This window comes from Pseudomonadota bacterium (assembly GCA_018817425.1).
Taxonomy (GTDB): domain Bacteria; phylum Desulfobacterota; class Desulfobacteria; order Desulfobacterales; family RPRI01; genus RPRI01.
The window spans coordinates 1-14,503 of record JAHITX010000130.1; the positions used below are offsets into that span (position 1 = coordinate 1).

Genomic DNA, 14,503 nt, shown 5'->3' on the forward strand with positions numbered 1-14,503 from the left:
CATGGTATACTCCTTTCACAATAGTAATTGTTTGTTATTATTGAAAGTGAATATATCATGCTAATGCCATAAAATCAATAGTTATTGTAATATAATTAGTCATTTATAATATTATTCGTTCGCTTAAGTTAATGACATTGAGTGGCTACTCTGAAACAGATGAGGTAAAGGCAGCCCAAAAATTGGGCGCCGGCCAATATATAAAGAAACCGTTTACATTAGAAAAGATAGGGTTGGCTGTTAAAGCAGAACTAAAGAAATAGCAGTTTTGGGAAACTGCGTTCGGGGTTTGTTCCTGTTTCTTTAAACCGGGAATGACTACCCATTATAGTAAAATTGCTGGCTGTAGAAATATGTAAATTAATGATGATTGTTTATAAGAATCAGAAAACTTTTTAATCTTTCCGGATATTGTTACATCTGTAAAATTATCCAGAACTTTATACTTGTCGACTATAAGACAATGAATCTATTATTTGATTTAGATGGCACACTGACAGACCCTTTTTCAGGCATTACAAAATGCATTTCATACGCATTAGATATGATAGGCATGCAATCACCACCCAGAGAGAGTTTGCGCTGGTGTATCGGGCCTCCCTTGAAAGACAGTTTTGTGAAATTACTTGCCTCTGATGACGATGCACTTTCCGAAAAGGCCTTAACCTTTTATCGTGAACGGTTTGGATCGGTTGGATTATTTGAGAATGAAGTCTATGATGGCATTCCTGAAGTGCTGGAAAACCTACAGGAAGAAGGTCATACACTCTATGTTGCCACATCAAAACCAGCGGTATATGCTGAACGGATTATCGACCATTTTGATTTGCACCGCTACTTCAAACGTGTCTATGGGAGCGAACTTGACGGAACTCGTAGTGATAAGACAAGTCTAATATCCCATATTCTGCAAAGAGAATCGATTGCTGCGTTTGAGGCTTCAATGATCGGGGATCGCGAGCATGATATTATCGGTGCGAAAGAAAATGGGTTATGTGGTTATGGCGTTCTTTGGGGATACGGAACGAAAGATGAATTAGAGGCTTCAGGTGCATACGCTTTTATCAAGACCCCTCGAGACTTATTTGCAGCATTCAACGGAAAGTCGAAGCAGCGGGTGAATTTGAGCGGGTATAAATAGCCGTTGACTTTTTAAGTCATTTAAGGGTGAGTGAAGCCCAACAAGGCTTTTGCAGCACAAGAAGCATTCGCCAGCTTTCCTTCTTCTTATCCAATCATTTATTTTGCGTCAAACGAAAGTTTTTGATATATATAATCGAAAAATTTGAACGGAGACGAAATAAATGGAACTGCGCCAACTAAAAACTTTTCAAACAGTGGCAAGACTGTTAAGTTTTAACAGGAATAACAGATATAGCGTTTTTGCTGGCAGAATCTATTCATTTCTCCGAATTTAAAACACAGTTATTAAGATCAGTAAGTAGGATATTGGCACTATTTCTTTCCCTCCGGAGTTCTACACAAGAGTCGACTATACGAAGGAACGACTATGTTTACGAAGCCAGATATGACGAATCCGGAAAGCTGAGAAAGCTTAAAGACTTCAGGAAGGCAAAGAATGTCGAACAACCGGATCGAGAAGCAAATCATGGATCATCTTTACCAAGCGCGAGTCCATGAGCGTTTCATTCGAAAATGTAATAAGATGAAAAGCTGTCAGTTTTAAAGAGTTCATCGCAGACCTGTTTTGCTGTAGTCCAGTTTGTAGCTATTACTTCTTACCGTTTATAGATAAGACAAAAGTGTAGTATTTGGAATTATCCTGTCAGCAGCATATTATTCAATCCTGAGTGATATACTGTTGGAAAATGCTTTAAAATATAATGGAAAGGTTGATAAGACCTTTTTGACTTTGGAAATATGCAGTTCAGCACAATAACGTGTTGAACGTATAAATAATGATCATCAAATGGTGGAAAAACAGGAAGGCTCAAAGGAAACTCACTGATCAAAAGGCAATCTCCGAATGGCAGGTGCTATATTTTCAGGATATCAAATTTCCGAAATGGGCACCGGACGCCCAAGTCGGAAAAGCAGAATTTCAAAATCTAAAGGAAAGAGTGGTTCCACTACTTTATATGAAGAATCACAAAGACAACATTGATTCTATTGAGGGCATAGAAGCGATGATTGACTTTTTATTATACTAAAAAATACGTTTAACCTCTTTTTCCAGCGGACTTGATTCCCTCGCCGCTGAAAAATGTGTTGAATTAATATTTACCCGGTTTGCCGCATATCCCAAACGGTGTGTGTAATATGAATCTTAAAATCATAATTCCATTTTTATTTGTATCACTTTACGTGTCAGTACTATTCGCCGGTGATGGTATGTCATCAAGCGACGTAATTGCCATTTTTAATAAGTATGAGTCGCTAAACAAAGAGTTTATCTCTTCTATTGATACTGCGTCAGGTGCTCAGCTTCGCCAAGAAGCCGAACAATACGCTGATGGCCCTTTTAATCAAGCACTTGAGTCCGCTATTCAGATAATATGCGCCAGTGAAAATAAGAATCTATTACGTGCGCTTTTTAAAGTAACCTTGGCCACATCCAACTCCGCTTCCGAAGTGCCTGCGTGGTCATTGGGGCATATTTTTGTATGTAAGCCAGACCTTCTTGAAAAAGAATTTAAAGCTCTACAAAAGTCGGAGCAAGGGTCCTTATATGAAACCCACAGCTTTGGATTTGAGAATGTCGTGTATGAGCGAAAGAACGAGAACGATATTAATAATTTGAGAACACAGCTTCATTCTTTTGCTCTGGAGAAGCTGAGATGACACACAACAATTCACTGGTGCTGACCCGGCCAAAAAGTGGCCGGGCCGCACAGTTAAATCATTTCGACAATATATGCGGATGTTGGTAATCGAGAGGAGACAATATGTTAGGAATCAAGTTCATAAAAGTACAACCAACAGATTATGTTCTTCAGTATCGAAAAGGAAAACTTGTTCGGGAAGGAGCTGGGTTATCTTTCTTTTACTTTTTACCAACTACTTCCTTGGTAAGAGTCCCTGTGGCAAGTGTGGACGCTCCGTTTATTTTTCATGAGGTTACTTCTGACTTCCAAGAAGTTACCGTACAAGGTCAGATTACCTATAAGATTTCAGATCCATCCAAGCTATCTCAATTAATGAATTTTGCTTTGGCACCTAACGGAAAGGATTACACTTCAGATGATCCTGAAAAACTAACCCAAAGGCTTATTAATCACGCCCAAGTATTAACTCGATCCTCGCTCAAATCTATGCCTCTTCGGGAAACACTCGGTCGTTTTGATGATCTTGTCAGTTCTTTAAGAGAAAGTCTTAAGAAGGCTGAAACAATCACTTCGCTAGGGATTGAAATTCTTGGGGTATCAATTTTGGCCATAAAACCAACTCCTGAAACAGCCCGTGCCTTAGAAGCTGAAGCAAGAGAACAAATTCTTCAGGAAGCTGATGAAGCCATTTATTCAAGAAGAAACTCTGCTGTAGAACAGGAAAGAGCAATAAAAGAGAACGAATTAAATACTGAAATCGCCGTAGAGAACAAGAAACGTCAAATCAAGGAAGCGCAAATGGAGGCTGAGAAATCTGTCCAACAAAAGAAACGAGAGCTCAGAGAAGCTGAAATGGCTACAAAAATCTCCCTGGAGGTAAAAAATAAGGATTTGGTTACATTAGCAACAGAGAACGCTAAGCAAGAAGCGGATACTAAAGCATACAGCATCTCAGCGATGATGAGGGCTATTTCCGAAACAGATCCAAAAGTAATTCAATCTCTTGCAAGTGTTGGCATGGAACCATCTCAATTAGTTGCATTTGCATTTAAAGAATTAGCGGAAAATGCAAGTAAGATTGGTCAATTAAATATTTCACCTGAGCTGTTACGGGAGTTACTAACAAAACAGGAAAATAATTGATGGACCGTCTAACCGAAAATAAGATTATCCTAATCATACGTAAAACTCGATTGGATGATCTAATTGCAAGATTTAACACAGAGGCTCAGGCGAGATTCTACATAGAACATCTCGGCGCTGATTTTTCTGATTATAAGCTTGAAAACACGATATATAAATCTGCAGTTCATAAAGCAACGAATGCACTTTCCCGCTTGGGCCGTCTGCAAACATTAGACCGATCATTTGTGCCTAATTTTATATTTGGCAAACAGGATATAGTCGTTGTTTTAGGGCAGGACGGATTGGTTGCAAACGTTCTTAAATATTTGGATCAGCAACCGGTTATCGGAGTTAATCCAGATCCTGATCGCTGGGAAGGTGTATTGCTTCCCTTCACAATTTCTGATTTATCCCATTTAGTTCCGGAGGTGTTCCGGAAAAGTTGCCCGATTCGCCAGATAACTATGGCTAAAGCAGATTTAAACACTGGACAGACCATTTACGGCGTAAATGATTTGTTTATAGGGCCAAAAACACACACATCGGCTCGTTATTCGATACAGATCAAGCAAAAAAAAGAAGATCATTCATCAAGCGGTATAATCGTTTCAACAGGTTTGGGTTCGAGCGGTTGGCTGCGAAGCATACTTGCGGGAGCGACAGGGATTTCTTCAGCTGCAACAGGAAGGCCTATTGAGGTAAAACAGAAATCCAAATTTACATGGGACTCTGAGTACTTATATTACTCAGTCCGTGAACCTTGGCCAAGCAAAACATCTTCTGCGGAATTAACATTCGGTAAGATCACCCCCAAAAGCCCACTGATACTTGTTTCGGCTATATCAGAGAATGGCGTAATTTTTAGCGATGGTATCGAAGCGGATTTTATAGAATTTAACTCAGGAACACTTGCTACGATCAGCGTAGCAGAGAAGAAAGGAAATCTTGTTGTTTAAGAGGTGAATGCCGAACCAAAAGGTGGGGCAGAGGGCTTAGAAAGAGCGATTGCTGACGTTCTTCTTTGTTTAAAAACTGGCTCCTTTATTCAGCTTATATTTTTTTAAAGCGCCCCTCCTCACCTTAACCGTTTAGTTGCTTTGGAAGGTACAGTAAACAAATACAGAGGGATTGGAGCATATGGAAAAGAAGTTAGACAGGCGGGAATTTATAGCACTTATTGTTGGCACAGGTATCGCATTGACGTCTTCTTATAGCTTTGGCAATCAAATACGCACTGATGTTGTTGTTCCCAAACGAGCATTTGGGAATACCGGTGTGAAGATATCTAAACTTTGCCTTGGCGGTGGATCTTTTACAGGCACAGACAGTCAAGTTTTGCTCGATGAAGCCCTTAATTACGGTGTTGACTGTTGGGAGATCGTTTCATTTACCGGGAAAGCTTACAGTGAATATTTTAAAAAACATCCTGAGACACGAAAGAAAGTCTTTTTGTCCGGAAAAGTATATTCAACAGACCCGGTTGTAATGCAGAAACAATTGGATAAAGTGCTCAAAGAAAACGGGACGTCCACTATTGACTTTTTAGCTGTACACGTTCTGGATAACATTGAAGTGCTTAATAATGACGTAAGAAGATGGGCTGAGAAGGTTAAAAAACAAAAGAAGATTAGATTTTTTGGATTTTGTACGCATAAGAATATGGCCCAATGTCTCAATGATGCTGCTGAGCTTGGCTGGATAGATGGGATTCAAACTGCTTATAATTACAGGATGCAGAGCATTAAAAGCATGGAAGATGCTATGCAGAAATGTCATGAAAAAGGTATTGGGATATTTGCTGTTAAGTCAATGGGGATCACGGTTCAGCAAAAAGCCAAGTTGCAAAAGTTTCCGCTTAGTGAAGAAAAATTGAATGCTATGTTAGCTGTTCACAATATATCTTTTGAACAAGCAAAGATAGAAGCGATTTGGCAGAATCCTAACTTGACATCAGTCTGCTCTCTTATGCCTAATTCAACGATTTTGCAATCGAATGTTTCAGCGGCGGTAGATGATCGCTCTTTCAATGCTGAAGTAAAAAAACTGCTTGCAGATTATGCAGATAGCACCGGGCAATATTACTGTATACGATGCGGTGGATGCGATACTGCAAATGCAGATGAGATTCCAATATTCGAGATTATGGAAATGCTTATGTATTCGAGAGGGTATGGGGCAAGGGATCTGGCAGTAAAAAAGTTTGAACAGATACCAATTAAGATTCGGAGCAAGATAAATAGCAACGATTATTCAGGTGTTGAAAAAATATGCCCTCAGAAAATTCCGATAGCGCAATTTATGAAAGAAGCCTATACGGAATTTAGTAAATGAAGGTGAAGTCAACAACAGGCCTAACATCCTGCTGCAAGGGCAAAAACAGTGCTGCCCCCTGAACAGCCAACTCAATATAAGGAAATTGGTTCAAGATGACTTTTGTATGGATTATCATTTGCATAACACTTTTTCTCAGCTTGAGACTATCGATATTTCGCATAATGTAAGTGTTCGTAACTTTTCTATTCGTATAGAAAACGTCAATTATACTATTATTAAACAGAATGAAATTGATACAAATTAACCAATGAAGTTATCATATGTGGATGATTGAAATAAAAGTTGACTGAAATGATAGTTAATGTTATTGGATAATAATTATTATTTAGGATAAAGGGGCTTCAATTGGCAGACCATAAAAAAAGATTTGAAATCATCATCCAAAAATTAAGGGATAATGGCCACAAGATAACGCCTCAGCGGCTGGCTATCGTTAAAATTCTTGCCAAAAGTAAAGACCATCCCAGTGTTGACAATATCTATGTCCAGATAAAAAAAGACTTTCCGACAATGAGTCTTGCCACTGTATATAAAAATATTGTATTAATTAAATCATTGGGTGAAGTTCTTGAGTTAGGATTCCCGGATGGGAGCAACCGATATGATGGAAACAAGCCTACTCCCCATCCACACATCATCTGTATCAAGTGCAAAAAAATTGTTGACCCGGACCTGGATAGCCTGGATGAAATGAAAAAAGAGGTTGAATTAGATACTAATTTTAAAATTCTGAATCATAGGTTGGATTTTTTCGGTATATGCAGCAATTGTATGGCAGAACAAGGTTAATATATTTTTTTGCCATACAATTGATAGTACTTATCATATAATACTTATTTCTATAATCAAATGAATACGGTGCAAAAGTTCAGACAATGAAAGGAGGAAGCATTATGAATGAAGATAGCAAGTGCCCGGTAACGGGCAGGACAAGCAAACCCATTGCCGGTGGCGGCACGTCGAACCGTGACTGGTGGCCGAACCAGCTGAACCTTAAGATGCTTCATCAGAACTCGCACATGAGCAATCCGATGGGCGCGGAGTTCAACTATGCTGAAGAATTCAAGAAGCTCGACCTGGAGGCTCTGAAAAAGGACCTCTATGCGCTGATGACCGACTCACAGGACTGGTGGCCAGCCGATTACGGTCACTACGGTGGGCTCTTCATCCGAATGGCCTGGCACAGCGCAGGAACCTACCGCATGGGTGACGGCCGCGGGGGTGCAGGGTCCGGCAACCAACGCTTCGCGCCGCTGAACAGCTGGCCAGACAACGTTAACCTGGACAAGGCGCGCCGACTGCTTTGGCCGATCAAACAGAAATATGGCAAAAAAATTTCCTGGGCCGATCTCATGATCCTCGCCGGCAACTGTGCTCTGGAGTCGATGGGTTTTAAGACCTTCGGCTTTGGTGGCGGGCGTGAGGACATCTGGGAACCCGAAGAGGACGTCTACTGGGGTGCCGAAGAGGAATGGCTGGCTACGAGCGACAAGCCAAAGAGCCGTTATACCGGCGACCGCGATCTCGAAAACCCCCTTGCCGCCGTGCAGATGGGGCTGATCTACGTGAACCCGGAAGGCCCGGACGGCAACCCTGATCCGGTCGCCTCCGGCCGTGACGTCCGAGAGACCTTCAAACGTATGGCGATGAACGACGAAGAGACCGTCGCGCTCGTCGCCGGCGGGCACACCTTCGGCAAATGCCATGGCGCGGACGATGCGGCGCATGTCGGGCCGGAACCCGAGGCCGCCGGCATAGAGGAACAGGGGCTCGGCTGGAAGAGCAGTTTCGGCAGCGGTAAAGGCGGCGATACGATCTCCAGCGGCATCGAGGGCGCCTGGAAGCCGAACCCGACCAAATGGGACATGGGCTATCTGAACGTGCTGTTCAAATACGAGTGGGAGCTGCTCAAAAGCCCGGCCGGCGCGAATCAGTGGCTGGCCAAGGACGTAGCCGAAGAGGATATGGTGGTTGACGCGTACGACCCGTTGAAGAAACACAGGCCGATGATGACCACGGCGGACCTCTCCCTTCGCTTCGACCCGATCTACGAGCCGATCGCGCGGCACTACCAGCAGAACCCGGAAAAATTCGCGGACGACTTCGCTAGGGCGTGGTTCAAACTGACCCATCGTGATATGGGCCCTCGCTTACGCTATCTCGGTGCGGAGGTTCCGGCAGAGGAGCTGATCTGGCAAGACCCGGTCCCCGCAGTAACTCATAAATTGATAGACGAACAGGACATCACCGCCCTTAAGGGCAAAATCTTTGCCTCCGGACTGACTGTCTCCCAACTGGTCTCAACGGCCTGGGCGTCGGCATCCACGTTCCGCGGCTCCGATAAGCGCGGTGGGGCAAACGGGGCGCGCATTCGTCTTGCGCCGCAAAAGGATTGGAAAGTCAACCAGCCGGCCCAACTGAAGATGGTGCTGAAGACTCTTGAGGGAATCCAAAAGGAGTTCAACAGCGCACAGTCCGGCGGAAAGAAGGTTTCTCTTGCCGACTTGATTGTCCTGGGTGGATGCGCAGGTGTCGAACAATCGGCGAAGAATGCCGGTCATTCTGTGACCGTTCCCTTCACGCCGGGACGCACGGATGCTTCACAGGAGCAAACCGACGTGGTGTCATTCTCCGTACTCGAACCGGCTGCAGACGGGTTCCGTAACTACCTCAAGACCAAGTTCAGTGTATCGGCGGAGGAATTGCTGGTTGATCGGGCACAACTGCTGACGCTGACTGCTCCTGAAATGACGGTTCTCGTTGGCGGTATGCGTGTCTTGAATACTAACTTCGAACAGTCCCGGCATGGCGTCTTCACCAAACGGCCAGAGACGCTCACCAATGACTTCTTCGTGAATCTGCTTGATATGAGCACGACGTGGAAGGCAACCTCGGGAGACGATAACGTGTTCGAAGGTCGTGATCGCAAGAGCGGTGAAATTAAGTGGACCGGCACCCGTGTCGATCTCATATTTGGTTCGAACTCCCAACTACGGGCCTTGGCGGAAGTCTATGGAAGTAAGGACTCCCAGGAGAAGTTCCTGCACGACTTTGTGGCGACGTGGAACAAGGTAATGAATCTTGACCGCTTTTGTTGACCTTGCCTGATCGTAGCATAAACGTATTCGAGGGTTTCCGAAGCATATTCTGAACTGCAAATCGGATGAGCAGGAAGCGATAACACCGCCATGAACTGATGGATGTTTTAAACGCTCACGGAGGCATTAGCAAAATATGAGCGCGGTGTTTCATTAAAATCTGAAACTCCGCGCTTTCTTTAGGCCATTAAAGTCTGCTGAGCATAGAATTGCCTTCTGGTTGAGATTAAACAAATAAAAATGGATTATAAATATGAATGAAATGTGCCCTATATCTTTTGTGCAGGTAAATGAAAAGGCTGTGCAAATAAACGCAGCTTTAACTGTTTTTTCTTTAATATTATTTTTCTTTACGCCTTATAAATGGATTATTTTGGTTTTATCCATTGATTTTTTTATACGTGGCTTTCTTAATCCTTCATATAGTTTTTATAGTTCTTTCAGTAAAACTATTCTAAATATCTTCAAAGTCAAACCTACAATGGTTAATGCCGGACCTAAAATATTTGCTGCGAAGATCGGGGTTATATTTTGTTGCATGATAGCTGCATCTTATCTGCTCAATTTTGAGAAAACAGGCATTGTTATCGGTTTGATTTTTACTGTTTGTGCCGCTCTTGAAGCAATTTTCAAATTCTGTATTGCCTGTAAGATATACCCTTTTATACATAAAGGATAGCACACATCATAGGTCTATTCATTGGAATTGCGTGGTTAATTTATCGGAGACTGCGCTGAAACAATTTTTATGGCGCCTTTTTTAAGCGTAGATTCATTGTAAATAGAAAGTTGGCAGGATTCAAGTAATTTACTTATACCATTATTTCTTTGAAAATCCAAAAAACATTTGAAGTGGTCAATGCCTGCTAAAAATTCTATGATACGTGACATAACACCCATTATATTAGCAGGCTGTGGTGCAGCAAAGTCTAAGATAATAAGTTTTTTAGCTATACGTTTTGCTTCAAGTAGAGCCTTTATTCGTAAATCAGGCGGCATTTCATGAATGACCATCGAAAATGTTGCATAATCAAACTGCTGATCTTTAATATCAGATATATTTGTTGCATCACCATGTAATAACTGCACGTTTTGTATGCCTTTTTTCTGCTGACGACTTTTGGCATATTCAAACATTTTAGATGAAATCTCAACTCCTGTTACAAAGCTGCACTTTTCGGCAAGGTCAAATACTAAAGAACCGATACCACAACCTATATCAATTACTTTAGTGCCTGCCTCTATTTTATCAATAAAGCAATGGCGCATTCCCTTCATTGCCCTGTCAAAGATTATTTCATATGGTTTTCCATCGTAATAATGAAATTTATCAATTTTCATAATACTGCTTTATCCATGCTAATGCCAAAAGTTTGTTACAGTTTGCAAGTTTAACCTGTTCTTCTTTTTTATAACTTATAGCCATTTATTTTTTCTAAAATATATAAGCATACCAATTGCCAATATAATAGTAACTACCCACCAAACCGGGTATGCAAGCCGCCATTTTAATTCAGGCATAAATTCAAAATTCATTCCGTAAATACCGGCAAGGAAGGTGAGAGGAATAAAAATAGCAGCAAATATAGTAAGAACCTTCATTATTTCATTCATTTTATTGCTCACAGTTGAAAGATAAAGATCGAGCATTCCCGATGTCATATCACGAAATGTTTCTACTGTTTCTACTACCTGAATTGTGTGATCATAGACATCACGCATATAAACGTATATTCCTTCACTAATCAGATCATGCTCGGCGCGTTGAATCGTATTTACAACCTCTCGCATAGGCCAGATAGATTTTCTTAAATAAATAAGTTCTTGCTTCAAGCGGTATATCTTTGATAAAAGCTCCTGGCTAGCATTTAACATGAGTTCTTCTTCCAACAACTCAATTTTTCCGCCTACATTTTCAAGAACCGAGAAATAATTATCAACAATAGTGTCTATAATGCAGTACATAAGATAATCGCTTCCCAGTTTGCGCACTTTACCTTTACCGTTCCTGATTCTTTCGCGCAATCCTTCCAGAACATCTGTATCATTTTCCTGAAATGAAATTATATAGTCTTTCCCAAGCAATAAGCTTACCTGTTCCATATACACTTCGTCGGTATTCTTTTTAAAATAACACATTTTAATGACAACAAAGAGGTACTTGTCATATTCTTCAACTTTGGGGCGTTGAGTAGTATTTGCTATGTCTGAAAGTACCAGTGGATGTGCCTGAAATATTTCACCTACCTCATTAATGTTTTGTATGTTATGAACCCCTGTATAATTTAACCATGTTACAGTAGGACTTTCTTTAAAGGGCAAGCATTCTGCAAGATTTTCTAAGTTTTTTTCCGTAAAATTTGTTTCATTGTAATCAATCATGTGGAGTTTAACCGGCTGTTCCTGCTTTTCACCAATATACGTTACGGTTCCCGGAGCTGAAGCCGGTTTGCTGGTTTTTGGAAGCAGTTTGGATATTCCGAAGCTTTTTAGAATAAATTTTGTCATTTATTATATATGCCTTAATATTAATATTTTGAATGCAAAAGGAAATAATGGCTGCCAAAAATTATGATTGTTTAGCATATTACCAATTAATTATCCTTAAAGCAAAATATTTTGGAAATAGAACGTATTTATAGCGTTTGTCAGAATGTTATAAATCATGACAAACGCTATAATGTAAGATTCTTCTGAAACAAGCTATAAAGCCCTTAAGAAGGCAACGATATCTTCCTTCTCCCTGGTGCTTAATTGGAGTTGCTGTATAAGGTTAAAGTACTCCACTGTATCCTCAAGCGTGAAACAACGCCCGTCATGCAGATAGGGCGGGGAGTCTTTGATGCCTCTCAAAGGAAAGGTTTTTATGAGCCCATCATGGGCCATCATCATACCATTTACTAACTCCTTCTTGTAAAAGCGTTCAGCTTTGAGGTCGTGCATAGTATTGTCTGTGTAATAGGGAGCAGGGTGGCATGAAGAGCAACGAGCCTTACCGTTGAAAAGCATTTCGCCACGCATTTCGCTGGGCTCAGCCTTGGCCTTGTCGAGTTCCCCGTAGATATCGAGTTTGGAGGCCGGAGGGAAATCTAATATTGCCAGAAATTCAGCCATGAAATGTACCTGGGAACCTCTTTCAAGAACATTGACTCCTTTTTTAGCAGCCATACAGATGTCTCCGTCAAAGTAGGCGGCACGCTGTTCAAACTCCGTGAAATCCTCCACAGTCTTTAAAGCACGTTGTGAACCAAATAACCGCTGGATGTTCACTCCCCGCAGGGTAGGTGTTTCGATGCGATGCCTGAATTCCTGCGGCCTGATGTCGCCAACAAGGTGGTTGGCCCCGTTGGTATGGCCATTGGCATGACAGTCGAAACAGGTTACACCCAGGCTGGGCCTGTCTGTCCGGCGATCTTCAGTTGCGTTAAATTGTTGTTGCGGAAACTGGGTTACAAGCAGGCGCACGCCCTCAAGTTGCTTGGGATTCAGGAGACCGTTAAAAATTTCGTAATAGTTGTCGATTGTAATAAGACGCCCTTTTGCCACATCACCAAGGTCGGGTCGGGTAGTCAGGAAAATTCCGGGGGCAGGGTCCGCAAGGATATGCTCGGGCAGGTCGAAATCCAAATCAAACCGTACCAACCGTGGAAGGGTTTTCGTGATCATTTCAGGGAAAAGCATGCCTCCTTCGGCGTGGTCTGCAAATGGGAGGGGTTTGTATGGAAAAATCCCCTTTATTTTGATCTGTTCGGGGGGCATTTTACCAATCTGCTCCCATGTTACGCCATTAAGTTTGGCTGTTGGTCCAACTGGGATGGGTTTTCCCCCTGACATGAGGAATTTGGTGGAAACCTTCTTTGATAGGTCATAGCGAGTGTTCAGTAATTTCATTTGCTGTTTAGCCCGATCAGCTTTTACTGCCATGCGCCCAGCTTTGATTTGGTCGAAGGAGATATCCTGATTTGTGGGTCCATAGCTGGAAACAATCTTCTCCTGCTGAGCAGATACAACTACAGAGGCGATTCCTGCGACCAAGAAAATGCAGATTGTGACTAACGCAAAACGGTACTTCTTTTGTCGGTTCATTTCACAGTCCTCCTTTTTTTAACAGATAATTTTCATTGATGCTTATATAATCTAAGCGTTTTCTATTATGGTACGTCACCTCCTTTATAATTTAAGAAAACTAATCCGCTTACGAAAGCTAAGTGGTCGAGAAATGGCATATATTGCGACTTTTAGGCCAGTTTTAACATCACTCATAATCGGGGATAAGAAAACAGAGCGATAAGTGCTATGAGCGTTTCTTCCAGTTATACAGGCTTTGTACATGTCCGATATGTGTCTGGCTGGTTCTGTGAGCAACCCCACACACTTACAGTGAGCAGGGTTGCGAGGATACTTCCGGCTGTCTGATTATTTATTATCAATCTTATGCGGTTACAATTTCATTATTTTACTTATTGGGACCATATGGAGAGTCGCCTCCACTTCCATCCGGAATACCATCACCTGAGTTTGGTGCGGGTCCGTTTGGGCCACTTGCGTTTATTTTTATATCATTTTGTCCGAAGTCTGAAGCAATTGCCACAGTTGAAAAAGTCAAAGCTAAAACAGATAATAATACAATAAATTTTTTCATAATATCCCCCTCATTTTTAAGTTTTATCTGCACGAGATTGATGATGGGCTTTATTACAACAGCCGACTATAAGGAAAAATACAAAAAAAATTGACATTTAGCAATTAGAAAAACGAATAGAAATATTATATAAACCGTTTGATTTTTATGGAGGTGTGTTTTTTATGATGACAAGCTGGACCTGGGCCATTAAACGGATTGAGACAGTTTATCCATGTATGCGTTATTTGTATTGTATAAAGTAATCCTGCCATTGTGGTTATCAAGACTCCATCGTGTGTAGTAACGGGCTACTTGTTTTATAGCCATGGATGTAATTCCCTTATGCTCGACTGTATATATTTTTGGAATTTAAAAAGAAGTATTTGTTTACCAATAAAGCGGTGGTCGGGATTGTATGAACAGCAAAAATTGTTTTTTAAGTGGGTAAGCTGCTTATTCAAGCTGCTGTCTCTCTCTTGGGAAATGTCGCCCAATAAACCATATCCGGTGTTTTCTTGTCAAGACTTTGATGCCGC

General features: G+C 41.6%; 12 protein-coding genes. 8 read left to right on the forward strand and 4 right to left on the reverse strand.

The window, feature by feature from the left end:
* Positions 1 to 463: 463 nt before the first annotated feature.
* The 8 genes from KKC46_21685 to KKC46_21720 all read left to right on the forward strand — a co-directional run bounded on the left by KKC46_21685 (position 464) and on the right by KKC46_21720 (position 10,022).
* Complete coding sequence (locus KKC46_21685) at positions 464 to 1,141, forward strand: HAD family hydrolase (protein MBU1056413.1); 678 nt, start codon at positions 464 to 466, stop codon at positions 1,139 to 1,141.
* Between the two features lie 1,139 nt (positions 1,142 to 2,280).
* Positions 2,281 to 2,802, forward strand: coding sequence for a hypothetical protein (locus tag KKC46_21690; GenBank protein MBU1056414.1), 522 nt, complete (start codon positions 2,281 to 2,283; stop codon positions 2,800 to 2,802).
* A 104-nt stretch (positions 2,803 to 2,906) separates the two neighbouring features.
* Positions 2,907 to 3,929 (forward strand): SPFH domain-containing protein, encoded by a 1,023-nt coding sequence (locus tag KKC46_21695; protein MBU1056415.1) that lies wholly within the window; start codon positions 2,907 to 2,909, stop codon positions 3,927 to 3,929.
* Entirely contained in the window at positions 3,926 to 4,867 is a 942-nt protein-coding gene (locus KKC46_21700; protein MBU1056416.1) for a sugar kinase, read from the forward strand. Before KKC46_21695 ends, KKC46_21700 begins: the two co-directional genes overlap by 4 nt.
* Positions 4,868 to 5,048: 181 nt before the next feature.
* On the forward strand, positions 5,049 to 6,242 hold the full coding sequence (locus KKC46_21705) for an aldo/keto reductase (protein ID MBU1056417.1): 1,194 nt from the start codon (positions 5,049 to 5,051) through the stop codon (positions 6,240 to 6,242).
* A 348-nt stretch (positions 6,243 to 6,590) separates the two neighbouring features.
* Positions 6,591 to 7,034: a transcriptional repressor gene (locus tag KKC46_21710; GenBank protein ID MBU1056418.1), complete on the forward strand. Its 444-nt coding sequence runs from the start codon at positions 6,591 to 6,593 to the stop codon at positions 7,032 to 7,034.
* A gap of 104 nt (positions 7,035 to 7,138) precedes the next feature.
* Positions 7,139 to 9,343, forward strand: coding sequence for a catalase/peroxidase HPI (katG, locus tag KKC46_21715; protein ID MBU1056419.1), 2,205 nt, complete (start codon positions 7,139 to 7,141; stop codon positions 9,341 to 9,343).
* A 253-nt stretch (positions 9,344 to 9,596) separates the two neighbouring features.
* Positions 9,597 to 10,022, forward strand: a complete 426-nt coding sequence (locus KKC46_21720) for a DUF4395 domain-containing protein (GenBank protein ID MBU1056420.1) — start codon at positions 9,597 to 9,599, stop codon at positions 10,020 to 10,022.
* Positions 10,023 to 10,057: 35 nt separating this feature from the next.
* Here the strand turns inward: KKC46_21720 and KKC46_21725 are convergent, their stop codons facing one another.
* The 4 genes from KKC46_21725 to KKC46_21740 form a co-directional block, all read right to left on the reverse strand.
* Complete coding sequence (locus KKC46_21725) at positions 10,058 to 10,684, reverse strand: class I SAM-dependent methyltransferase (protein MBU1056421.1); 627 nt, start codon at positions 10,682 to 10,684, stop codon at positions 10,058 to 10,060.
* A gap of 75 nt (positions 10,685 to 10,759) precedes the next feature.
* Positions 10,760 to 11,851 carry a magnesium/cobalt transporter CorA gene (corA, locus tag KKC46_21730; protein MBU1056422.1) on the reverse strand — a complete coding sequence of 364 codons (1,092 nt, stop codon included), beginning with the start codon at positions 11,849 to 11,851 and terminating at the stop codon, positions 10,760 to 10,762.
* Between the two features lie 195 nt (positions 11,852 to 12,046).
* The gene (locus KKC46_21735) at positions 12,047 to 13,429 is read right to left on the reverse strand and encodes a cytochrome B6 (protein ID MBU1056423.1); all 1,383 of its coding nucleotides are present in this window, start codon (positions 13,427 to 13,429) and stop codon (positions 12,047 to 12,049) included.
* A gap of 370 nt (positions 13,430 to 13,799) precedes the next feature.
* Positions 13,800 to 13,985 carry a hypothetical protein gene (locus KKC46_21740; GenBank protein ID MBU1056424.1) on the reverse strand — a complete coding sequence of 62 codons (186 nt, stop codon included), beginning with the start codon at positions 13,983 to 13,985 and terminating at the stop codon, positions 13,800 to 13,802.
* Positions 13,986 to 14,503: the final 518 nt, after the last annotated feature.

Coding starts and splice junctions, on each gene's coding strand:
- KKC46_21695 (MBU1056415.1), top strand. CDS start 2,907: ATGTTAGGAATCAAGTTCATAAAAGTACAACCAACAGATTATGTTCTT.
- corA (MBU1056422.1), bottom strand. CDS start 11,851: ATGACAAAATTTATTCTAAAAAGCTTCGGAATATCCAAACTGCTTCCA.
- KKC46_21735 (MBU1056423.1), bottom strand. CDS start 13,429: ATGAACCGACAAAAGAAGTACCGTTTTGCGTTAGTCACAATCTGCATT.
- katG (MBU1056419.1), top strand. CDS start 7,139: ATGAATGAAGATAGCAAGTGCCCGGTAACGGGCAGGACAAGCAAACCC.
- KKC46_21690 (MBU1056414.1), top strand. CDS start 2,281: ATGAATCTTAAAATCATAATTCCATTTTTATTTGTATCACTTTACGTG.
- KKC46_21685 (MBU1056413.1), top strand. CDS start 464: ATGAATCTATTATTTGATTTAGATGGCACACTGACAGACCCTTTTTCA.
- KKC46_21720 (MBU1056420.1), top strand. CDS start 9,597: ATGAATGAAATGTGCCCTATATCTTTTGTGCAGGTAAATGAAAAGGCT.
- KKC46_21725 (MBU1056421.1), bottom strand. CDS start 10,684: ATGAAAATTGATAAATTTCATTATTACGATGGAAAACCATATGAAATA.
- KKC46_21705 (MBU1056417.1), top strand. CDS start 5,049: ATGGAAAAGAAGTTAGACAGGCGGGAATTTATAGCACTTATTGTTGGC.
- KKC46_21740 (MBU1056424.1), bottom strand. CDS start 13,985: ATGAAAAAATTTATTGTATTATTATCTGTTTTAGCTTTGACTTTTTCA.